The organism is Bradyrhizobium sp. LB14.3, assembly GCF_040547985.1.
In the GTDB taxonomy this organism is placed as follows: Bacteria; Pseudomonadota; Alphaproteobacteria; order Rhizobiales; family Xanthobacteraceae; genus Bradyrhizobium.
In genome coordinates this window covers 596,712-617,151 of the sequence record NZ_JBEPQT010000001.1, presented here as the reverse complement: position 1 = coordinate 617,151, position 20,440 = coordinate 596,712, and the positions used below count along the sequence as shown (strand labels likewise).

The following is a 20,440-nucleotide window of genomic DNA, read 5'->3' as shown; positions in this document are numbered from 1 at the left end:
GGTTAGGGAAGCGTAACCCGCCACTTCCTCTCGCGTTTGTCGCAAGTATTGGCGGATTACGCTGCGCTAATCCGCCCTACGCGACATCAATGCCCGGTGGCGCGTTTGGCCGCAGCATTGTTCAGCACGATCAGGGCATCGACGGCGACGCCTGTTTTGGCATTGATCAGGAACGGATTGACGTCGATCGAGGCGATCCGGTCGCCGGCGTCCGCGATCAGATTGGACAGGCCGACCAGCGCTTTCACCGCGGAGGCCTCGTGCAAGGCCGGCTTGCCGCGATACCCACGCATCTTGATGCCGGCCTTGGTGCGGCCGATCAGAAGCCGCGCCTCGGCCTCGTCCAGTGGCGCACCGGCGAGCGCCACGTCCTTCATCAGCTCGATGTCGATGCCGCCGGTGCCGAACAGCACGACCGGACCCATTTCGGCATCGAGCGAGGCCCCGACCACGAGCTCGAGATCGGCCTTGACCTGTTGCGCGATCAGAATGCCGTCAAGCTTCGGTTTGCCCTTCAGCTTGTTCACCCGCGCGGTGATGTCGGCGAACGCCTTTTTGACCTCGGCCGCGTTGTTGAGATTCAGCACCACGCCGCCGATGTCTGATTTGTGCAGAATCTCGGCGCTGACGAGTTTGGCCACGACAGGGAAGCCGATCTGCTTGGCGATCTTCACGGCCTCGGCTGCCGTCTGTGCGATTGCCTCCTTCGAGATCGGGATGCCATAGGCCTTCAGGAGCTTCTTGGAAGCGACCTCGTCGAGCGCGGCGCCGGTTGCCGATTTCAGCGCCTTCTCCAGCATGGCACGCGCGGCAGGCTTCGAGCTCGAGACGATATCGGGCACTTCCTTGCGAAGCTTGGCGTAGTCGAGCAGCGACTTGATCGCGGTCACCGCGCGATCCATGCCCTGCATGACAGCGAGATGCGGCAGCGATTTGCGCAGGGTCTTGGTGAACTCGGTGAAGCCGATCGACATCGCGCTGATATAGATCACCGGCTTGCCGGCCCGGCTCGCCATTTCGTTGACGATGCGCAGATTGCGTTCGCGCAGCTCGTGCGGCGCCTTTGGCAGCTCCGCATCGACGATGACGATATCGATATCGGGGTCTTCGATCATCAGCTCGATCGATTTCATGTAGACGGAGGGATCGACCACCGCCGCAAAGCCGGCGTCGAGCGGATTGCCGACGATCGAGCCTGGGCCGAGCATTTTTGCCAGCTCGGAGCCGACGTGCGGACTTAGCGGCGCAAAATTCAGGCCTGCGGCATAGAAGGCGTCGAGCAGCATGCCACGCTTACCGCCGGATAGCGTCACTGCGGCAAGCCGGTCGCCTTCGGGCACCGCGGCATGGACGAAGCATTCCGTGGTCTCGATCAACTCGTCGAGCCCGCCGACCCTGATGACTCCTTCGCGCGTTGCGATGGCGTCGAACGTCTCGATCGAGCCCGCGAGCGCGCCGGTGTGCGCCATCGCCGCCGCGCGGCCACCCTCGGACGCCCCGAGCTTGAGCGCGATCACCGGTTTGCTCGCGGCGCGCGCCGCCTTGCAGGCGTCCCGGAATGCCTTGGTGTTGCGCACGCCTTCGAGGTAGACCACGATCACCTTGATGCTCGGATCCTCGGCGAAATAACGCATCAGGTCCGGCGTCTCGAGCCCGGCCTCGTTGCCGGTCGTCACCATGTAGCCGACCCCGACGCCGCGATCTTCCAGTGCCTGGCGGATCGCCATGACGATGGCGCCCGATTGTCCGGCAATCGCCACCGCGCCCTGTTCCATGGTGACGATACGGTCGTCGATATTGGTGAAGAGCTTTTCGCCGGCGCTCAAATTGCCGAGGCAGTTCGGGCCGGTGACCGCCAATCCCGTCTCGCGCACGGCCGCTTGCAGTTCAGCGGCGAGCTTCTGGCTCCCCTCATCCTGCAACTCGCTGAAACCCGAGGTGACGATGGTGGCCGAACGCGCGCCGGCCGCGGCGGCGTCGCGGATCACCTGCACGGCAAAGCGCGCCGGGACCAGCACCAGCACGTGATCGGGCTTTTCCGGGAGGCTGGCAAAGTCCTTGTAGCAGGGGACGCCCCAGATGCTGTCGCGTTTGGTGTTGACCGGATAGAGCCCGCCCTCGTAGCCGTATTTGACCAGATTGTTCCAGATGCGCTCGGCATAGTTGCCGGGCTTGTCGGTCGCGCCCACCAGCACGATGTTGTGCGGGTGCAGCATGGCGTGGATGCCCTTGACGATGTCGTTCGCATCGGGCGGTGGAGACCACGGGCGCGGAGAAACGGACGCAGCAGACACCGGGGCTTCCATGGCGTGACCTCACCTGTTGTTGTTCTTGGCGGCGCGTCACGCTGTTCTATGGGGAGTTGTTCGGAGTGGCAACCGTAAGCGTGTTAATGCCGCGCGATGGAATGAGCGATGCATCAAGCGTCGGTGATCGACGCGCTCGGAACGCGATCCGCGTTGTCGTTCAGTATTTCAGTATCGCGAGCTTGCAGGCGTAGTGAGAGGCCAGCTGCTATCGCGAGATAGGGAGCGATGGCGCGCCGGATCTGCATCTGTGTCGGATCGAAGCCGAGAACGCGCCGCCGCAGGATGCCCATCTCCCTGACGCCGACCGCATAGGTGGATGCCGTCTTTTGTGCATCATGGATTCGGAAGCAGGCGAGAAAGCGCGGCAGGCGTACGAATTTGAATCCCGCGGCTTGCGCCCGCAGGATGAAGTCCCAATCCATCGCGTAGTGTAAGCTCTCGTCGATGGGCCCGATCCTGTCCCACACGCGTTTGCGCCAGAACATCTTCTCTTGCGGAATGTATTCGGCATATCGCAACGCCTTGCCCGTCATGGGGCGGCAGCTCCGATCAAGGTGGCATGAAGGATGTAGCGCTCCGGACCGGACGTGACGGCGTCGAACGGCCAACAGGTGGCGAGCACGAGTTCGGCATCCCGTGCCGCAGGATCGATGCCCGAGGCATCGAAGCGAACCACAGCGGAGGAATCCGCGCGATAGCGAAAGCGTTTACCGTCACTGCGTGTGACATCGATCACATCACCAATGGTGACATTCCGCAGGAAACGGAAATGAGTGTCGCGGTGCGCTGCATATACGGCAACACCACGCTCGCCCGCGTCAGCCGTTTGGCGGATATGGCCGGGCCCAAAAGCAAGCGCCTGGCCGCTGATACCTTCCAGCACAATCGCGCTGGCGCCGATCCGCCTCACCTCGATCCGCGCGACCGGCCAGGTATCGGCCCATGACCATGGCTTGACCACCTCGCCGGTCGCAACGCTCCGGTCGAACGCGTGCTCCAGCAGCACCTGCGCGAGCCACGCTTTGGCATGGATATAGGCGCCGTCGCCGAACAGGATGACGCCGATCAGCGCGAGAACCAGGGGAGAGATGAAGCGAGGCATGGCAAATTTTCCCGTCATTGCGATGAGTGAAGCGACGAAGCAATCCGGACTGCGTCCCTGGAGGGATTTCTGGATTGCTTCGCTTCGCTCGCAATGACGAATTCGGTTGAGGCGGCGTGTTCAAAAAAGGCGCGCGCGGCCGTTGGTGTGGGACGGGCAGCCGCGCGCGCTAACAGAGGAGATCGGGGGGCTCCTCTCTCAAGCGACGTCAGTGAGCAAGGTCTGACGTCGGTTGAACACGAACAGGATCAGGGCGAGCACGACCAGCATCAGGCCTGCGATCATCGTCAACTCGGCCGAGGTTGCGGTCTTGGGCAGGCGGATCGCATCCGGTGCGGAGGGCGTCGGCCGCCTCGTGCCCGTCTGGTTGCGCGCATCGGCGTGACGTTCGCGGAGCTGCGTCGGGACCTGCGGTCGTTCGCCAAAGACCTTCGCGAAATCCCAGCCGGCCGGCAGGTTGATCGGCAATTCGCTGAGCTTGAGCGGCTCGCCTTCGGGACGGCTCGGCGTTTTGTCCACCGCGACGAGGCTGGTGAGCCGCGTGACGATCTGATGGTCGAGCGCCAGCGCCAGGATCGCCTTGTCGGAGTCTTCGGGAGTCATCTCGCGCAGGGTGCGCGCCACTTCGGCGTCGTCGATCTTGCGCTTGGCCCAGAGCTTCGACAGGCCTTTGCCTTCGGCTGCATTTTGCAGTGGCAGCGTCACCGACCATGGACGGTCGCCGACGCGGCCCCTAATCTCGACCGAGCCTGCGAGCTTGTCGAGCTTTGCCGCCAGCACCAGCGGCTCGTCGCGATAGACGTCGGGAATGATCGCCGGTGTGACGTCGGCCTTTGCTTCGGAGAACTTTGCGCTGAGGCCGGTCACGGCCGGATTCTCGAGCTTGGCGAACAGGCCGCGCATGCGCTCCTCGACCTGCTCGACGGAGCCGATATGAGTGAAGGCACCGCGACCGAGCTCGGCGGCGCGCGTCATCAGATAGGTGTTGGGCGCGGACCCGATGCCGACCATGAACACGCGCGAGCGGCCGCGCATCGCCGTAATCGTTTCGAACAATTGCTGCTCGTTGCCGATCGCGCCGTCGGTCAAGAACACGATTTGGCGAACCATGCTGGTATCGCCGAGCTTGTCGGTCAGTGCGGCCCGCATCGCCGGCACCATCTCGGTGCCGCCACGCGCCTGCAGCGCGCTGACGAACGAGGTGGCTTCACCGACGCGCGCGGCATCCGCCGGCACGGAGGCCGGAAACAGCACGTCCATGGTGTCGTCGAAACGGATGACGTTGAAACGGTCGGTCGGCTGGAGACGGGAGAGCGCGTAGGTGAGGCTCGCCTTGGCCTGGACGATCGACGTGCCGCCCATCGAGCCGGAATTGTCGATCACGAAGACCACTTCGCGCGGCAGTGGCTTCTGCGTTGCCTGCTCGGCGGTGGGCGGAGTGACGAAGGCGAGTAAATAATCGGCGTCGCCGACGCGTTCGCGGAACAGACCGACCGACGGCGCCTTTACAGCGGCCGGCTTCCAGGTCAGTTCGAAATCGCGGTCGGCAGGCACGGCACCGTCGGCAAGCGTAACGATTCGCGTCGTGTCGTCCGGATTCGCGACCTTGACGTTATGGTGCGGGCTCTTGACCTCGCCGAGCGCAAAGCCGGCATTCAGGCGCACCCTGATGCTGGTCGGATTGACCGGCGCATTCCTGGCGGGATCCAGCACGGGCGGGGAGATACGGTCGCGGTCCGGCACCGGGTCCGAATTCGTCGCGCCCCAACCGGAGCCGTCGTTGCGGAAGTCGACGCTCTGGACGATCGGCGTCGGATTGTAGCGTGGTCCGACCACCAGCGGCAGGCGCAGCGAATATTCGTTGCCGGATTGGTGCACCGGCTCCTGATATTCGATCTGCACCAGCACGGTTTCGCCGGGGCCGATATTGGCGACCGAGTTGGTGAAGATGTTCGGCCGCTCCTGTTCGGTGAGCGCGGCCTTCCGGCCGGCGCGGCGCGCCTCTTCATAGATCACGCGCGCCTGCTGCCGCTCCTTGATGTCGCCGATGATGACGCGGTCGCCGACCACCATCTTCAGCGTATCGACGGCACCGCCGGTGGGGAGCGGATAGACATAGGTCGCCTCGACCCAGTCCTTGGTCGGGTTGCGGAAAACCTGGGTGACGCGAGCGCGCAGCGTCGGGCCCGATACCGTGATGTCGACGTCGATGCCGAGGCGGATCGCTTCCGAGTAGGCGCCGTCCTCCTTCAGGAGCAGAGACCCGGATTTGGCGTTGCCGGGCTGGAGCAGGCTGGCCTGCTCCGTCGTCGCCGACCAGCCCGGCTCGAAGCTCACCAGCAGCGCCACGAAGGCGACCAGCGCCACCGCGATGCCCTGCACCAGAAGAAACAGTCCGAGCTTGATCAGCCGCCCCAGCATAGGGTGTTCGTCGCTGTCCGTCGTGTCGTAGGTGTCCATTTGGCCTGCTCCCGGAGCATGTTTGCTGGTTCTCAGCATCCGCCGGGACGGCCCGATTTCGCGAGCAGAATGATCGGCAATGTTCCGCCGCGGCTGGCCCGCATTGGCCGCCTCTGCGGCAGCCAAGTGTGGTTTTGTGCTGGTTTGTCCGCCCTGCTAGAATGGCCGTCCTGGAGCGGGGCCACGATGCAGACGCAAGACAAATTCGCCGACAAGCAGCTTTCGGACGAGCAGAGCCGCGAGATTGCGGAGACCATTCGCGAGGAGCTCGCCAGACGCCGGATCTCGCGGCAGGCGCTGGCCGAGCAGGCCAAGCTCAGCCTGTCGACGTTGGAGAAGGTACTCGGCGGTCGGCGGCCGTTCACGCTGGCGACTACGGTTCGGCTGGAGCAGGCGCTGGGCGTCTCCTTGCGCAAGAGCCCCGTCGCGGTGACGCCTCCGGCCGCAAGCGATGTCGCACCCGACAGCCTCGGCTCCTATGCGCATCGCGCGGTGACCTGGATCGAGGACGTCTACATCACGCTGCGCCCGTCGTTCGGCGACAAGGACGCAATCTTCGCCTACCACACCGAGATCGCCTGGGAGCCGAAGGTCTCTTCACTGGTATTCCGCGAGGGTGAGCGGACCGATGCCGCCTATGAGCACACCGGCGAGGTCGCGGTGCCGCATCAGTCCGGCTTCATCTATCTCGTCATTATCAAGCACGGCCAGCATCGCGTGATCACGGTGTCGCGGCCGACTGTTGCGGGTGAGATGTACGGAATCATATCGACGCTCCGCGCCGACCCCGGCTCGCAGCTGACGCCGATCGCAGCGCCGATCGCCTACGTGCCGCTCCGGAACTTCGCAAAGCCCTCGCTGGGACGGGTCGCGCCCGGCGATGCCAATCATGAACTGTACCAAAAGCATCTGCGCCGAACAGTGGAAGAATCGTTCGCGCTGTTCCTGTCGGTATAGTTCGCGAGAAATAGTCCGGAATGGCATTGCAAGCGTCTATGAAGGAAGGCATGCAGGACGTGCCCGCACCATACGGCGGTGAATCGCCGCTGTTCTCCGTCATCATCCCGCTCGAATATCATCGCGGGCAGTGGGAGCTGTCCTGGCTCGGCTGGACGTCGCAGACCGCCGACAAATCACTCTTCGAGATCATCCTGGTCGTGCCGCCGGATTTCACGGCCCTCGATGAGTTGAAGGCGTTGGCCGGCGGCAAGGCCTGTTTCGAATTCACCGATTCCGAACACGACATCGGGCTCTGCGCATTCGGCGCGACGAAGGCGCGCGGCAGCTATCTGTTCTTCACGGAATCGCACTGCCGGCCCGAGCCCGACGTGATCGAACTCTGCATTCGCGCCATCGATGCTCATCCCGACTGGGCCGGCTTTTCCTGCCGTTCGATCCCGATCTGCCATAACCGCTTATCCGTGGCAGAGGCCGCCATGTACCAGGCCGATATCGAGTTCGGCATGAAGCAACATCCCTGGCGCAAGGTGCTGGATCAGTGCTTCGTAACGCGACGCGACGTCTACCGGGAGTGCGGTGGCCTGCGCGAGGAGCTCGGCCATTTCGCCGAATGGGTGCTCGCCGCCGCGTATCATGCGAGGGGGTACGCCATCGGCTATCTCGAGGAGGCGCGCTTCCACCACTACTATATCGGTGAGATCGGGGAACTGAAGACGTTCACACTTGATTTCGTGCAAGGCGAGATCCGCTATCTCAGCGAGGCGCGCAACGATCCCGGCAGCGAGCTGCTCGAGGTTCCAATCGAATGGACCAGTCAGGGCGAGGCCGATGCCGCGCTCGCCCGCAATGCATTGAACGCGCTTGTGCGCGACAGCCTCGGGGGACGGGGCTGGAAGCGGCCCGATGAGAAACTGCGCGCCTTTTGGCGCTGGGCCGCGTCGGCTCTGTTCGGCGATCTCGGCGCGCGCACAGCAGCGCGTCTCGTGGCCGCACACGCGCGCGCGGTCTTGACCGCGCTGAAGCGCGTCGGGTCCAGTGAAGCGATCGGCCGGTGGATGAAGCGCTACATCGCCGCACTGATACGAGTTCAGAGACTCGATTGCATTCATCGCATGCGCCGGCAGGCCGGACCCGTCGCCGGACCCGTAGGGCAGCACGTTCTCGCGCAGATCGGATTCCATGCCGAGGAGTTTTCCGCCGGTCACACATTCCGCTGGAGCGAGCCGCAGGCTGCCGTGCGGATCAAGGGAGAGCCGGGCCACAACACCGTCCGCCTTCGGAGCCCTGCGCTTCGTGCGCCGCTGGACAGGATCGGAACGCATTTCTATCTCGACGGAGCCCCAGTGGATCCCGAAGCGGTCGTGACCGGCAGCGACAGCTACACGCTGAGTGTCGATTTTCCGCCGACCGGCATAGCTACCCTCGCGTGGTCATGCCCCGTGCTCAGGGGTGTCGGAGATTCGCGTCGCCTTGGCCTGTCCATCGTGGCGATCGATGTCGGCCAGGACGTGCTCGAGGTCGAAAGCTCTGGAAGTGCATCGCCGTTCGCCGAAAAAGAATAGCGGCCCTTCGGCCGCTATTCGATAGCTTCGTACCAGGGGAGGCTGAACTAGCCCCCCGTCTCGGCGCTGATGATATCGCCGAACAGCTCCCACTGGCCCTTCTTGAACCGCCACATCTTGAGCTGCTCGATCGGCGCGAAGTCTGTGGACGAGGTGTTGATCTTGATGCCCGGGATCAGCGTGTCGGGGACGAAGTCCTTGAGGCTCGCGGCCTGCTTCATCACGTTCTCACGGGTCAGATTGTCGCCCGACTGCTTCAGCACCTGCACCATGGTCTGGGCCGCGGCATAGGCGTACACCAGATTAGCGTCCGAAATGTTTGCACCGGGCATGTATTTGTCGACGAAGACCATGAACTTCTTCATGCCCTCATCGTCCTTCCACTGCGGATCCGACGCGTCCTTCAGATAGCCGGCCGACAATACTCCTTCGGATGCATCGAGGCCGGCCGGCTTCATCACCGCGCCGATTGACACGGAGACGTCGGTCATCAGATGCATCGGCTTCCACTCCAGTTCCGCGATCTTCTTGATCGCCTGTGCCGCAAACTTCGGGGTCGCGATGTTGACGAAGACATCGGCGCCGGTGCCCTTGAGCTTGACGATATGGGCATCGATCGAAGGCTCCGATGTCTCGTAGCTCTCTTCCGCCACGATCATTTTCGATGCCTTGTCGCCGAACACGTCCTTGATGCCGGCGAGGTAGTCTTTGCCGAAATCGTCATTGGCATAGAAGATCGCGACCTTCGCGTCCGGCTTCTCCTTCAAAATATACTTGGCGAAGATCTGTGCCTCGACGCGGTAGCTGGGCTGGAAGCCCATGGTCCAGGGAAAGCTCTTCGGATCGTTCCACTTGCTGGCGCCTGTGGCTAGGAACAGCTGCGGCACCTTCTTGGAATTGTGATATTTCTGCACGGCGGTCTGGGTCGGCGTGCCCAGCGCGTTGAACACTAGGAAGACCTCGTCGCTCTCGATCAGCTTGCGGATCTGCTCAACGGTCTTCGGCGGCGAGTAGCCGTCATCGTAGGAGATCCAGTTGATCTTGCGGCCATTGATGCCGCCCTGATCGTTGATCATCTTGAAATAGGCTTCCTCAGTCTTGCCGATGACGCCGTAGGCGGAAGCCGGGCCGGAATAGGCCTCGACATTGCCGATCTTGATCTCGGTGTCGGTGACACCGGTGTCGTACGCTTTTTGCGCATACGCGGTTTGGGTTGTGAGTAGCGCCAACGCTGTTGTTGCGGCAAGCAGGGAGAGTTTCTTGTTCATGAAAATTCCTTAAAATCCCTTGGGGTTTCTTCTGGGTTGGAGCAGGCACGTCGAAAAAGAAAAGCGCCCGTGAGAGGGCGCTTTGATCAGGCATTGGCGGCTTTCTTGTCGACCTCCGAGGCCACCGAAAACTCCTTGCGCAACGTCGGCTTGTGGATCTTTCCGGTGGCGTTGCGAGGCAGCGCGTCGACGAAGTGAACCTGTCGCGGGCATTTGAAACGCGCCAGATTCGCCGCACAATGCGCGAATACATCGGCCTCGGTCAGCTTTTGGCCAGGCTTGACCGCGACGATGGCGAGGCCGACCTCGCCCCATTGCGCATCGGTCACGCCGATCACGGCGGCTTCCGCGATGGCCGTGAGCTGATGCAGGACGTTCTCGACCTCGGCCGGATAGACGTTCTCGCCGCCGGAGATGTACATGTCCTTCCAGCGGTCGACGATATAGTAGAAGCCTTCTTCATCGACGCGCGTCGCGTCGCCCGTGTGCAGCCATCCGTCGGTGAACGACGTTTTGTTCGCCTCCGGCTTGTTCCAGTAGCCGGGCGTGATGTTCGGTCCCTTGACCCAGAGTTCACCGAGTTCGCCGACATCGGCGTCGCTGCCATCAGGACGCACGATGCGCACTTCCGTGTGCAGCACCGGCTTGCCGGCGGAGCCGGCCTTCCGTGCCGCATCCTCGCGATCGAGCACGAGCACGGCCGGCGAGGTCTCGGTCATGCCGTAGCCCTGCTGGAGCGCGACGCCGCGCGCCTCCCACACCTTGAGCAGAGGTACCGGCATCGGAGCGCCGCCGACACCGCCGACGATCAGCCGGCCGAGATCGGTGGTCGCGAACGCCGGATGCTGCGCCATGAACTGGTAGATCGCGGGCACGCCGAAGAACACGTTGATGCCCCGCGCGGGATCGTTGATCAGGCCGAGCGCCGTGCCGGGATCGAAGGCGCGCATGATCATCACGGCACCGCCGGCATGCAGCACCGGATTGGTGTAGCAATTCAGGCCGCCGGTGTGGAACAGCGGCAGCACGGTGAGCAGCACCGAGGACGGCCCGATGCAGGCAGGGCCGCCGAGATTGACGCAATTCCAGAAGGTCATGCCATGGGTGATGGTCGCGCCCTTGGGATGTCCCGTGGTGCCCGACGTGTACATGATGGTCGAAACATCATCGAGCGTGACCTCCTCGATTGCCTCGAGCGGCTTTGCCGCCGCGATGCCGGCCTCGTAAGAGCCGCCGGGCCCGAGCAGCAGGCTGCTGGTGACGCCGCACAGTCTCGCCACTGCGAGCGCCGTCTCGGCCAGATCGGTATCGTGGATCATCACCTTCGGCGCACAGTCGCCGGTAATGAACTGAAGCTCGGGAACGGTGAGGCGGGTGTTCAGGGGCACGAAGATCGCGCCGAGCCGGCCGCAGGCAAACTGCACCTCCAGCGTATCGGTCGTGTTCAGCGCCAACACCGCGACGCGATCGCCGCGCGAGACCTTCAGCGTATGACGCAAAAATGAAGCGAGACGAGAAATACGCGCATCCAGCTGCGCATAGGTGAAGCGCCGCTCGCTCGCGAGATCAATCACCGCAACCTTGTTCGGCGTACGGCGGCCATGATGGACGATCCAGTCGTAGTAACGAACGGCCAAAAATTCCTCCCTCGGCGGTCTGGTGCCGCCTGCGTCCCTATTGCTCTGCACCATGCCCGGCGTGGCCCTAGGGCCAGCCGGAGTTTGTGCATCACGCTTTTTTTGATCAGGAGTTGGCGCGCGAGCGGTGAAAATCGTCTTGCGTTGAGTTGCTAGAGGCAGACCCTCCTCAAAGGGGCGGCCCCCGTCAGCCACTCCGCGCAAGTGAGCCGCCAGGGTTCCGGCCATGGTGGACGAGACGAATCCGCCAGCAAGGCGAGAGTGCGATGAAAAGCCCGTTCTATACCGCCGAGCATGATGCCTTTCGCGAGATGATGCGCCGCTTCGTCGACAAGGAGATCGCGCCGTTCGCCCACGAGTGGGACGAGGCCGGCGAATTCCCCCGCGCGCTCTATCGCAAGGCGGCCGGGATCGGGCTGTTGGGGCTCGGATTCCCCGAGGAATATGGCGGGATCGCCGCCGACCAGTTCATGAAGATCGTCGCCAGCCAGGAGCTGGCGCGGGCGGGCGCCGGCGGGATCAGCGCCAGCCTGATGAGCCACACCATCGGTGCGCCGCCGATCGCGCGCGCGGCGCGCCCTGAGGTTAGGGCGCGTGTGCTGCCTCGGGTGCTCGCGGGTGAGAAAATCTCCGCGCTCGCGATCACCGAGTCAGGCGGCGGCTCTGACGTTGCGGGCCTCCGGACCAAGGCGCGGCGCGATGGCGATCACTACGTCGTGAGCGGCGAGAAGACCTTCATCACCTCCGGGATGCGCGCCGACTATCTGACCGTTGCGGTGCGCACCGGCGGCGAGGGTGCCGGCGGCGTCAGCCTGCTCCTGATCGAGGGGGATACGCCCGGCCTGGCGCGGACAAAGCTGAAGAAGATGGGCTGGTGGGCCTCCGACACCGCAACCCTGCATTTCGACGCGTGCCGCGTACCGGCGGAAAACCTGATCGGGGAGGAAGGCCAGGGCTTCAAGATCATCATGCATAATTTCAACGGCGAGCGCATGGGTATGGCGGCGGGCTGCACCGCCTTCGCGCGCGTGTGCCTCGACGAAGCGATTGCCTACGCCAAGGAGCGCAAGACTTTTGGAAAGCCGCTCGCGCAGCATCAGGTGATCCGCCACAAAATCGTCGACATGGCGCAGAAGGTCGCGGCCTCCCAGGCGATGCTGGAGATGCTGGCTTGGCGGCTGGAGCAGGGTGAAAGCCCGGTCGCCGAAATCTGTATGATGAAGAACCAGGCGACGCAGACCATGGCGTTCTGCGCCTCTGAAGCCGTGCAGATCTTCGGCGGCGCCGGCTTCATGCGCGGTATCAAGGCCGAGCGCATCTACCGCGAGGTCAAGGTCAACGCCATCGGCGGCGGCACCGAGGAGATCATGAAGGATCTCGCCAGCCGGCAAATGGGGTTGTGAATGTCTCCTCCGTCATGGCCGGGACAAGCTGGCCATGACGAGCACATCAGAGATACCGAGAGCTGAGCTGACAAAAATGCTGTTTACCGCCGACCACGACGAGATCCGCCGTTCCTTACAAAAATTCATTGCCAATGAGATCAATCCTCATGTCGATGAATGGGAGAAGGCCGACATCTTCCCGGCGCACGAGCTGTTCAAGAAGATGGGCAGCCTCGGCTTTCTCGGGCTGAACAAGCCGGTCGAATTCGGCGGCTCCGGCCTCGACTATTCCTATGCGCTGTTGATGGCGGAGGAACTCGGCGCCATCACCTGTGGCGGCGTGCCGATGGCGATCGGCGTGCAGACCGACATGGCAACGCCGGCGCTGGCGCGGTTCGGCTCGGACGAGGTGCGGCGCGAATTCCTGGTACCCTCGATCTCCGGTGACTATGTAGCCTGCATCGGCGTCTCAGAGCCCGGCGCGGGCTCGGACGTGGCCTCGATCAAGACCAATGCGCGCACCGACGGCGACGACTACGTCATCGATGGCGGCAAGATGTGGATCACAAACGGCACCCAGGCCGATTGGATCTGCCTGCTCGCCAACACCGGCGACGGGCCCGTCCACCGCAACAAGTCGCTGATCTGCGTGCCCATGAAGACCAAGGGCGTCACTGTCGCGCGAAAACTCGACAAGATGGGCATGCGCTCCTCCGACACCGCGCAAATCTTCTTCGACAATGTCCGCGTGCCCAGGCGCAACCGGATCGGCGAGGAGGGCAAGGGCTTCACCTACCAGATGATCCAGTTCCAGGAGGAGCGCCTCTGGGGTGCGGCGGCCTGCCTGAAGGCGCACGAATACATCATCAACGAGACCATCGAATACACCCGCAACCGAAAGGCCTTCGGCAAGTCCATCCTCGACAACCAGGTCGTTCACTTCAAGCTGGCGGAGATGCAGACCGAGGTCGAGCTGCTGCGCGCGCTGATCTACCGCGCTGGCGAGGCGCTGGTGGCGGGCGAGGATGTCACAAAACTTGCGACCATGGCCAAGCTGAAGGCCGGGCGGCTCGGCCGCGAACTTACCGACGCCTGCTTGCAATATTGGGGCGGAATGGGCTTTACCAACGAGACGCCGGTCAGCCGTGCCTATCGCGACAGCCGCCTGACTTCGATCGGCGGCGGCGCGGACGAGGTCATGCTGATGGTCCTGTGCAAGATGATGGGCACGCTGCCCGGCAGCAAAGGAAGCTCTTGATGATCACGCTCTATCACTGCGACGCAGCGCGCTCTTTCCGTCCACTCTGGATGCTGGAGGAGATGGGACTTCCCTACGAAGTGAAGATGCTGCCGTTCCCGCCGCGGGTCTTCGCCAAGGAGTATCTCGCGCTCAACCCGCTGGGCACGATTCCCTTCATGGTCGATGGCGAGACGAAGATGACGGAGTCCTCCGGCATCTGCCACTATCTCGGTATCAGGCACGGGCCGACGCCGCTGATGGTCGGGCCGGAAGATCCCGCCTATGGCGCCTTCCTGAACTGGATGTATTTCAGCGACGCCACGTTAACCTTCCCGCAGACGCTGGTGCTCCGATACACCCAGCTCGAGCCGGAGGAGCGCCGCAATCCGCAGGTCGCTACCGACTATGCAAAGTGGTTCCTGGGCCGGCTGCGCGCCGTCGAGGCCGCGACCGCCAATGCCGAAACATTGTGCGCGGGTCGCTTCACCGCCGCTGACATTGTCATTGGTTATGCGCTCCGCCTCGCCAGCAACATCGGGCTCGCCAAGGACTTTGGGCCAAATGTCGCAGCTTATTGGGCGTGCTTGCAGCAGCGCGATGGATTCAAACGTGCGGTTGCTGCGGAGCAGAAGGCTGGAGTCGAACAGAACATCGCGGCGCGTGTGAGGGCGTAGCTCCGTCGCCTGGACGAAATTGTTGCTTGCCGGTTCCGGGTTCGTCCTCTGGACGTCCGGGAACGCCGATGTTTTACGCTCCATGACAGCGCTACCGCGCCGTGACAGCGCCCAAATTTCCGCTAAGGTGACCTCCGTCCGCAGCGGCCAAAGAGCCGCGCGAGGAGGATCCCAATGGAAGATAACGGTCGCGAATCCGACCATTTGATGCTGATCACGCCGGAGCGGGTATTCTATGCCGGCCTGCTCGGCCGCCCCCGCAAGCGGACGCCCGGCTGCTGCCACGTCTATGTCGCGGTCAAGGGTAGCCTGCATCTGACGCTCGACGAAGTCCTCGCCACCGGCGAGCTGTTCGTCACCCTGCCGAACCAGCGGCATTCCATTGCCAGCGACTACCGCACGGCGATCAGCGTGACGCTGGAGCCGGAGAGCATGCCTGATGGCGTGATCGAGGCCTTGGCCGCGCGGCTCACCGGACCCGACCAGGCTGTCTACGCCCGCAAGATTCTCGCCGCCTACACGTTGTTGCGAGAGCGCCGCTACGGCGACATCACCACCGCCGAATTTGACGAGATGTGTTTTGGCGAAGCGCTGCCGCGGCGCGTGCTCGACCCGCGCGTGACGCGTGCGGTGGCGCGCATCGGCCGCTTCACGGGCGAGCCCGTGACGGCGGACACATGCGCGGCGGACGCCGGACTTTCCGCTTCGCGTTTCCTGCATCTGTTCAAGGAAGAGACCGGCATCTCGTTTCGCTCCTTCCGCGCCTGGAAGCGCGCGCGGCATCTGCTGCACTTCGCCAACCAGGACCTCAACCTCGCCCATCTCGCGCAGGATATCGGCTATCCCGACAGCACCCATTTCAGCCATTCGATCCGCCGCTTCTACGGCCTGAAGCCGCGCGCGATCTTCGTCGGCTCGCGGGATCTAGCGATCTATCGCAGCAGCGAGACGGTGAGGCTGGCGGAGGCGAACTAGCTCGCTCTTGCAGGGTGGGCAAAGCGAAGCGTGCCCACCACCTTCGTGAGGTGTGGAGAGATGGTGGGCAGGCGCCAGGGCGCCTTTGCCCGCCCTACGACAGCTAGCGTTTAGCTAGCTTCTCCGCGCAAGAAGCCGCATGCCGCCCATCACATGATCGCAAACGTTGAATTATCAACCTGCGAGACATTCAAGGCATGAGCGACAAGGCCGTCATCACCTGCGCGCTGAACGGCGTGCTCACTGACCCCAGGCAGCACAACGTGCCTGTGACGCCCGAGCAGATGGCGCGCGAGGCCAAGGCTGCGTTCGATGCCGGCGCGTCCATCATGCACATCCATCTGCGCCAGCAGGCGCCGGACAAGGGGCATCTGCCGTCCTGGGAGGTCAGCGTCAGCAAGGAGATCCAGCAGGCGATCCGCGAAGCCTGCCCCGGCGTGATCATCAACCACACCTCCGGCGTCTCTGGGCCGAACTACAGTGGAGCGCTGGATTGCATCCGCGAGACCAGGCCGGAGATCGCCGCCTGCAATGCCGGCTCGCTGAACTATCTGAAGGTGAAAGCCGACAATAGCTGGGCCTGGCCGCCGATGATGTTCGACAATGCGGTCGAGAAGGTGAAGGACTATCTCGACGTCATGAACGCGGTCGGTACCATCCCCGAATTCGAATGCTTCGACGTCGGCATCGTGCGTTGCGTTGGGATGTACACCCAGGTCGGCATGTACAAGGGTCCGCTCGAGTATAATTTCGTGATGGGCGTCGCCTCCGGCATGCCGTCCGATCCCGATCTGCTGCCGATCCTGATCAAGCTGAAGCGTCCCGAGGCGCATTTTCAGGTCACGGCGATCGGCCGCGAAGAGATCTGGCCGCTGCATCAGCGCTGCGCCGAGCTCGGCGGCCATCTGCGCACCGGTCTCGAAGATGCCTTCTATCTCGCCGACGGCAAGAAGGTGACGTCCAACGGCCAGCTGATCGAAGCCATCGCCGCCTGCGCCCGGCGCGCGGGCCGCGAGATCGCGAGCCCGGCGGAAGCGCGGAAGATTTTTGGGACGAACAGGTAAGTTATCGCCTCAACCGTCATTGCGAGCGCAGCGAAGCAATCCAGATTCTCTCCACGGAAGCCGTCTGGATTGCTTCGTCGCTCCGCTCCTCGCAATGACGAGCAGGATAGAGTGATGTCCATTCTCGAAAACACAGTTTCCCTCGGCAGCGCCGCCTATCACGCCAACCGCGACGGCATGCTCGGCCTGATCGACCGCATGCGAGCGCTGGAAGAGCGCACGCGTGCCGCGTCTGCCGTGGCGAAAGATCGCTTTCACAAGCGCGGCCAGCTGCTGCCGCGCGAGCGCGTCGCATTGGTGCTCGATCCCGGCGCGCCCTTCATCGAGCTGTCCACGCTGGCCGGCTACATGTTCGACGTGCCGGATCCAAGCAAGAGCGTGCCCGGCGGCGGCGTCATTGCCGGCATCGGCTTCGTCTCGGGCATCCGCTGCATGATCAGCGCCAACGATTCCGGCATCGATGCCGGCGCGCTTCAACCTTACGGCCTGGACAAGACGATACGCGTGCAGGAGCTCGCGCTGGAGAACAAGCTGCCTTATCTCCAGCTGGTCGAAAGCGCCGGTGCCAATCTCCTGCGCTACCGCGTCGAAGACTTTGTCCGTGGTGGCAACATCTTTCGCAATCTCGCGCGGCTCTCGGCTGCCGGGCTGCCCGTCGTCACCGTGACGCATGGCTCCTCGACCGCCGGTGGCGCCTATCAGACCGGCCTGTCCGATTACATCGTCATGGTCCGTGGCCGCACTCGCGCCTTCCTCGCGGGTCCGCCGCTGCTGAAGGCTGCAACTGGCGAGATCGCGACCGAGGAGGAACTCGGCGGCGCCGAGATGCACACGCAGGTTTCCGGTCTCGGCGACTATCTCGCGGAGGATGACCGCGACGCCCTGCGCATCGCGCGCGAGATCATGGCGGCGCTGGAGTGGGAGCGGCCGGGCAAGGCGGCAGCACAGTTCAAGCCGCCGCGCTACCACCAGGAAGAGCTGCTCGGCATCATGCCGATGGACCACAAGCGCTCCGTGGACATGAAGCAAGTGATCGCGCGCATCGTCGACGATTCCGATTTCACCGAGATGGCGCCGAACTACGGCCCGGCCACCGTCTGCGGCCATGCCCGCATCGAGGGCCAGGCGATCGGTATCATCACCAACAACGGCCCACTCGATCCCGCCGGCGCCAACAAGGCGACGCATTTCATCCAGGCTTGCTGCCAGACCCGCACGCCATTGCTGTATCTGAACAACACCACCGGCTACATGGTCGGCAAATCCTACGAAGAAGCCGGCATGATCAAGCACGGCTCCAAGATGATCCAGGCGGTGACGTCGGCGACGGTGCCGCAGATCACCATCTATTGCGGCGCCTCGTTCGGCGCCGGCAATTACGGCATGTGCGGGCGCGGCTTCCATCCGCGCTTCTGCCTCTCCTGGCCCAACGCCAAGACTGCCGTGATGGGCGGCGAGCAGGCCGCCGAGACCATGGCGATCGTCACCGAAGCCGCCGCAGCTCGCCGCGGCAAGCCGGTCGAGAAAGAAAAGCTCGATGCCATGAAGGCGCAGATCATCGGCGTGTTCGACGGCCAGATGGACGTGTTCTCGACCAGCGCGCGCGTGCTCGACGACGGCGTGATCGATCCGCGCGACACTCGGGCGGCCCTGTCTGAGGTGCTCGCGATCTGCCGCGAGGGCGATGCGCGCACGCCCCAGCGCATGCAATTCTCGGTGGCCCGCCCATGAGGAACGGATCAGTGCAGCACCGGCCGTTCTCTCGGGTTCTGGTCGCCAATCGCGGCGAGATCGCGCTGCGGGTGATGCGAAGCGCGCGGAAGCTCGGCCTCGGCGTCGTCGCGGTCTATTCGGATGCGGATCGCGATGCGCTCCATGTGCGGCAGGCGGACCAGGCCGTGCACATCGGCGAAGCCCTGCCGGCGCAGTCCTATCTCAACATCCCCGCGATCATTGCGGCCGCAAAAGCCAGCGGCGCGGATGCAGTGCATCCCGGCTATGGCTTCCTCGCCGAAAACGAGGATTTTGCGCAGGCCTGCAAGGATGCCGGCCTGGTCTTCATCGGCCCCTCGCCGCAGGCGATCGAGTCGATGGGTAACAAGGCCGGCGCCAAAGAGATCATGAACAAGGCCGGCGTGCCCTGCGTGCCCGGCTATCAGGGCGCCGACCAAGGCGACGAGGTCATGCTGGCGGAAGCCAAAAAGATCGGCTTCCCCGTGATGATCAAGGCGGTCGCCGGCGGTGGCGGCCGCGGCATGCGGCTCGTCACCGACGCTGCATCCTTCGGCGATGCCCTGCGCAGTGCACGGTCCGAGGCAAAGGCGGCGTTCGGCGATCCCTCCGTCATTCTCGAACGCGCCATCCAGAATCCCCGTCATATCGAGATCCAGGTGTTCGGCGACAGCCACGGCAATGCCATTCATCTCGGCGAGCGCGATTGCTCGGTACAGCGGCGGCACCAGAAGCTGATCGAGGAGGCGCCGTCGCCCGCGGTCACGCCCGAGTTGCGTGGAAAGATGGGCGAGGTCGCGGTCGCCGCGGTGAAGGCGTTGCGTTACGAGGGCGCCGGGACGCTGGAGTTCCTGCTCGATACGAGTGGCGCGTTCTACTTCATGGAAATGAACACGCGCCTCCAGGTCGAGCATCCCGTGACCGAGGCGATCACCGGGCTCGATCTCGTCGAACTGCAGCTGCGCGTCGCGCGCGGCGAGCAATTGCCGGTGAAGCAGCAGGACATTCGCTTCACAGGCCACGCGATCGAGGTGCGGCTGTGCTCGGAGGACGCCGCGCATGATTTCATGCCGCAGTCCGGGCGCATGGCGCGCTGGCAGGTGCCGGATGGCATTCGCGTCGAGCATGCGCTGCAATCGGGCTCTGAGATTCCGCCGTTCTACGATTCCATGATCGCCAAGGTGATCAGCCATGGGGCGACACGCGAGGAGGCGAGGGGGCGGCTGATCGTCGGCCTGGAGCAACTGACCGGATTCGGTGTGACCACCAATCAGGCGTTCCTGATGTCATGCCTGCGCCATCCCGGCTTTGCCAAGGGCGAAGCGACCACGGCGTTCATTGGTGCGCATCGCGACGAATTGCTGGGGCCGGTTGCGAGTAGCACATTCAGCGCCGCGCTTGCGGGCCTTCTGCTCTACGTCACGAGCCCGCAGGCACCGTCGTGGCGCAGTGGGCGAAGCCTCGCGGCAACGTTTCCGCTACCGGCAAAGATCGATATCGCCGGCCAGACGCATGAGCTCGAAGTCACCCGGGAGCGCGATGGCAGCTACACCGTTGCCATCGACGGCCGGCAGGACAAGTTCGAGGTCGATCAGCTCGACCTCGACGTGATCCGCTTTCGCCATGACGGCGTGATGGACAGCGCAAAATTCCTGCGCGACGGCGACCGGCTCTACCTCCAGTACCGCGGCATCCCGCTCGCGGCGACCGATCTCACCTTCGCCGCGCCGAAAGCCGCTGCAACAAATGGCGGCGACGGAAAAGTCCGTGCCGCCATGAACGGCCGTGTCGTTGCCGTGCTGGTCAAGCCGGGTGAGCGCGTCACCGCCGGTCAGCCGGTGATGACACTGGAAGCGATGAAGATGGAGCACGTCCACAAGGCCGGCATCGACGGGGTGGTCGCGGCGATCGACGTCGCCGAGGGCGAGCAGGTGACCACGGGCAGGATCGTGGCGGAGATCGGGATTTAGTTCGAGCGGCGAGCGCAGTTATCGTAGGGTGGGTCAGCGAAGCGTCACCCACCACTTTTATCGCGGTACGAGAAGCGGTGGGTTACGCCTTCGGCTGACCCAC

14 protein-coding genes and 1 pseudogene are annotated in these 20,440 nt (G+C 63.8%); 9 read left to right on the top strand and 6 right to left on the bottom strand.

The annotated features are described in order from the left end of the window. Positions 1 to 86: 86 nt before the first annotated feature. The 4 genes and pseudogenes from ABIB00_RS02835 to ABIB00_RS02820 all read right to left on the bottom strand — a co-directional run bounded on the left by ABIB00_RS02835 (position 87) and on the right by ABIB00_RS02820 (position 5,871). The gene (locus ABIB00_RS02835) at positions 87 to 2,306 is read right to left on the bottom strand and encodes an acetate--CoA ligase family protein (RefSeq protein WP_354103307.1); all 2,220 of its coding nucleotides are present in this window, start codon (positions 2,304 to 2,306) and stop codon (positions 87 to 89) included. 160 nt (positions 2,307 to 2,466) lie between these two features. Beyond that, positions 2,467 to 2,852 (bottom strand): annotated as a pseudogene (locus tag ABIB00_RS02830) (glycosyltransferase family protein); the annotation flags it as partial. Next, positions 2,839 to 3,411 carry a class GN sortase gene (locus tag ABIB00_RS02825; protein WP_354103306.1) on the bottom strand — a complete coding sequence of 191 codons (573 nt, stop codon included), beginning with the start codon at positions 3,409 to 3,411 and terminating at the stop codon, positions 2,839 to 2,841. The gene ABIB00_RS02825 and the pseudogene ABIB00_RS02830, both read right to left, overlap by 14 nt. 198 nt (positions 3,412 to 3,609) lie before the next feature. After that, a complete protein-coding gene (locus ABIB00_RS02820; RefSeq protein WP_354103305.1) occupies positions 3,610 to 5,871 on the bottom strand; it encodes a marine proteobacterial sortase target protein in 2,262 nt (753 codons plus the stop codon). 186 nt (positions 5,872 to 6,057) lie between these two features. On the opposite strand from ABIB00_RS02820, the gene ABIB00_RS02815 reads away from it, so the two are divergent. Both ABIB00_RS02815 and ABIB00_RS02810 read left to right on the top strand, forming a co-directional pair. Further along, positions 6,058 to 6,828: a helix-turn-helix transcriptional regulator gene (locus tag ABIB00_RS02815; protein WP_354103304.1), complete on the top strand. Its 771-nt coding sequence runs from the start codon at positions 6,058 to 6,060 to the stop codon at positions 6,826 to 6,828. A gap of 50 nt (positions 6,829 to 6,878) precedes the next feature. After that, on the top strand, positions 6,879 to 8,393 hold the full coding sequence (locus ABIB00_RS02810; RefSeq protein WP_354103303.1) for a glycosyltransferase family 2 protein: 1,515 nt from the start codon (positions 6,879 to 6,881) through the stop codon (positions 8,391 to 8,393). A 47-nt stretch (positions 8,394 to 8,440) separates the two neighbouring features. Here the strand turns inward: ABIB00_RS02810 and ABIB00_RS02805 are convergent, their stop codons facing one another. Both ABIB00_RS02805 and ABIB00_RS02800 read right to left on the bottom strand, forming a co-directional pair. Then, positions 8,441 to 9,661: an ABC transporter substrate-binding protein gene (locus ABIB00_RS02805; RefSeq protein ID WP_354103302.1), complete on the bottom strand. Its 1,221-nt coding sequence runs from the start codon at positions 9,659 to 9,661 to the stop codon at positions 8,441 to 8,443. 86 nt (positions 9,662 to 9,747) lie between these two features. Further along, positions 9,748 to 11,298, bottom strand: a complete 1,551-nt coding sequence (locus tag ABIB00_RS02800) for an acyl-CoA synthetase (RefSeq protein ID WP_354103301.1) — start codon at positions 11,296 to 11,298, stop codon at positions 9,748 to 9,750. A gap of 266 nt (positions 11,299 to 11,564) precedes the next feature. Here ABIB00_RS02800 and ABIB00_RS02795 point away from each other — a divergent pair, with 266 nt between their 5' ends. The 7 genes from ABIB00_RS02795 to ABIB00_RS02765 all read left to right on the top strand — a co-directional run bounded on the left by ABIB00_RS02795 (position 11,565) and on the right by ABIB00_RS02765 (position 20,337). Continuing rightward, positions 11,565 to 12,701: an acyl-CoA dehydrogenase family protein gene (locus tag ABIB00_RS02795; protein ID WP_354103300.1), complete on the top strand. Its 1,137-nt coding sequence runs from the start codon at positions 11,565 to 11,567 to the stop codon at positions 12,699 to 12,701. A 76-nt stretch (positions 12,702 to 12,777) separates the two neighbouring features. Then, on the top strand, positions 12,778 to 13,941 hold the full coding sequence (locus ABIB00_RS02790) for an acyl-CoA dehydrogenase family protein (protein ID WP_354103409.1): 1,164 nt from the start codon (positions 12,778 to 12,780) through the stop codon (positions 13,939 to 13,941). Further along, positions 13,941 to 14,597: a glutathione S-transferase family protein gene (locus tag ABIB00_RS02785; RefSeq protein ID WP_354103299.1), complete on the top strand. Its 657-nt coding sequence runs from the start codon at positions 13,941 to 13,943 to the stop codon at positions 14,595 to 14,597. The genes ABIB00_RS02790 and ABIB00_RS02785 overlap by 1 nt, the downstream gene beginning before the upstream one ends. A gap of 174 nt (positions 14,598 to 14,771) precedes the next feature. Next, entirely contained in the window at positions 14,772 to 15,572 is an 801-nt protein-coding gene (locus ABIB00_RS02780; protein WP_354103298.1) for a helix-turn-helix domain-containing protein, read from the top strand. A 197-nt stretch (positions 15,573 to 15,769) separates the two neighbouring features. Beyond that, positions 15,770 to 16,636: a beta-keto acid cleavage family enzyme gene (locus tag ABIB00_RS02775; RefSeq protein ID WP_247351771.1), complete on the top strand. Its 867-nt coding sequence runs from the start codon at positions 15,770 to 15,772 to the stop codon at positions 16,634 to 16,636. A 114-nt stretch (positions 16,637 to 16,750) separates the two neighbouring features. Beyond that, the gene (locus ABIB00_RS02770; RefSeq protein WP_354103297.1) at positions 16,751 to 18,367 is read left to right on the top strand and encodes an acyl-CoA carboxylase subunit beta; all 1,617 of its coding nucleotides are present in this window, start codon (positions 16,751 to 16,753) and stop codon (positions 18,365 to 18,367) included. Beyond that, positions 18,364 to 20,337 carry an acetyl-CoA carboxylase biotin carboxylase subunit gene (locus ABIB00_RS02765; protein WP_354103296.1) on the top strand — a complete coding sequence of 658 codons (1,974 nt, stop codon included), beginning with the start codon at positions 18,364 to 18,366 and terminating at the stop codon, positions 20,335 to 20,337. Before ABIB00_RS02770 ends, ABIB00_RS02765 begins: the two co-directional genes overlap by 4 nt. Positions 20,338 to 20,440 lie beyond the last annotated feature (103 nt).

Coding starts and splice junctions, on each gene's coding strand:
- ABIB00_RS02835 (WP_354103307.1), bottom strand. CDS start 2,306: ATGGAAGCCCCGGTGTCTGCTGCGTCCGTTTCTCCGCGCCCGTGGTCT.
- ABIB00_RS02825 (WP_354103306.1), bottom strand. CDS start 3,411: ATGCCTCGCTTCATCTCTCCCCTGGTTCTCGCGCTGATCGGCGTCATC.
- ABIB00_RS02820 (WP_354103305.1), bottom strand. CDS start 5,871: ATGGACACCTACGACACGACGGACAGCGACGAACACCCTATGCTGGGG.
- ABIB00_RS02815 (WP_354103304.1), top strand. CDS start 6,058: ATGCAGACGCAAGACAAATTCGCCGACAAGCAGCTTTCGGACGAGCAG.
- ABIB00_RS02810 (WP_354103303.1), top strand. CDS start 6,879: ATGCAGGACGTGCCCGCACCATACGGCGGTGAATCGCCGCTGTTCTCC.
- ABIB00_RS02805 (WP_354103302.1), bottom strand. CDS start 9,661: ATGAACAAGAAACTCTCCCTGCTTGCCGCAACAACAGCGTTGGCGCTA.
- ABIB00_RS02795 (WP_354103300.1), top strand. CDS start 11,565: ATGAAAAGCCCGTTCTATACCGCCGAGCATGATGCCTTTCGCGAGATG.
- ABIB00_RS02790 (WP_354103409.1), top strand. CDS start 12,778: ATGCTGTTTACCGCCGACCACGACGAGATCCGCCGTTCCTTACAAAAA.
- ABIB00_RS02785 (WP_354103299.1), top strand. CDS start 13,941: ATGATCACGCTCTATCACTGCGACGCAGCGCGCTCTTTCCGTCCACTC.
- ABIB00_RS02780 (WP_354103298.1), top strand. CDS start 14,772: ATGGAAGATAACGGTCGCGAATCCGACCATTTGATGCTGATCACGCCG.
- ABIB00_RS02775 (WP_247351771.1), top strand. CDS start 15,770: ATGAGCGACAAGGCCGTCATCACCTGCGCGCTGAACGGCGTGCTCACT.
- ABIB00_RS02770 (WP_354103297.1), top strand. CDS start 16,751: ATGTCCATTCTCGAAAACACAGTTTCCCTCGGCAGCGCCGCCTATCAC.
- ABIB00_RS02765 (WP_354103296.1), top strand. CDS start 18,364: ATGAGGAACGGATCAGTGCAGCACCGGCCGTTCTCTCGGGTTCTGGTC.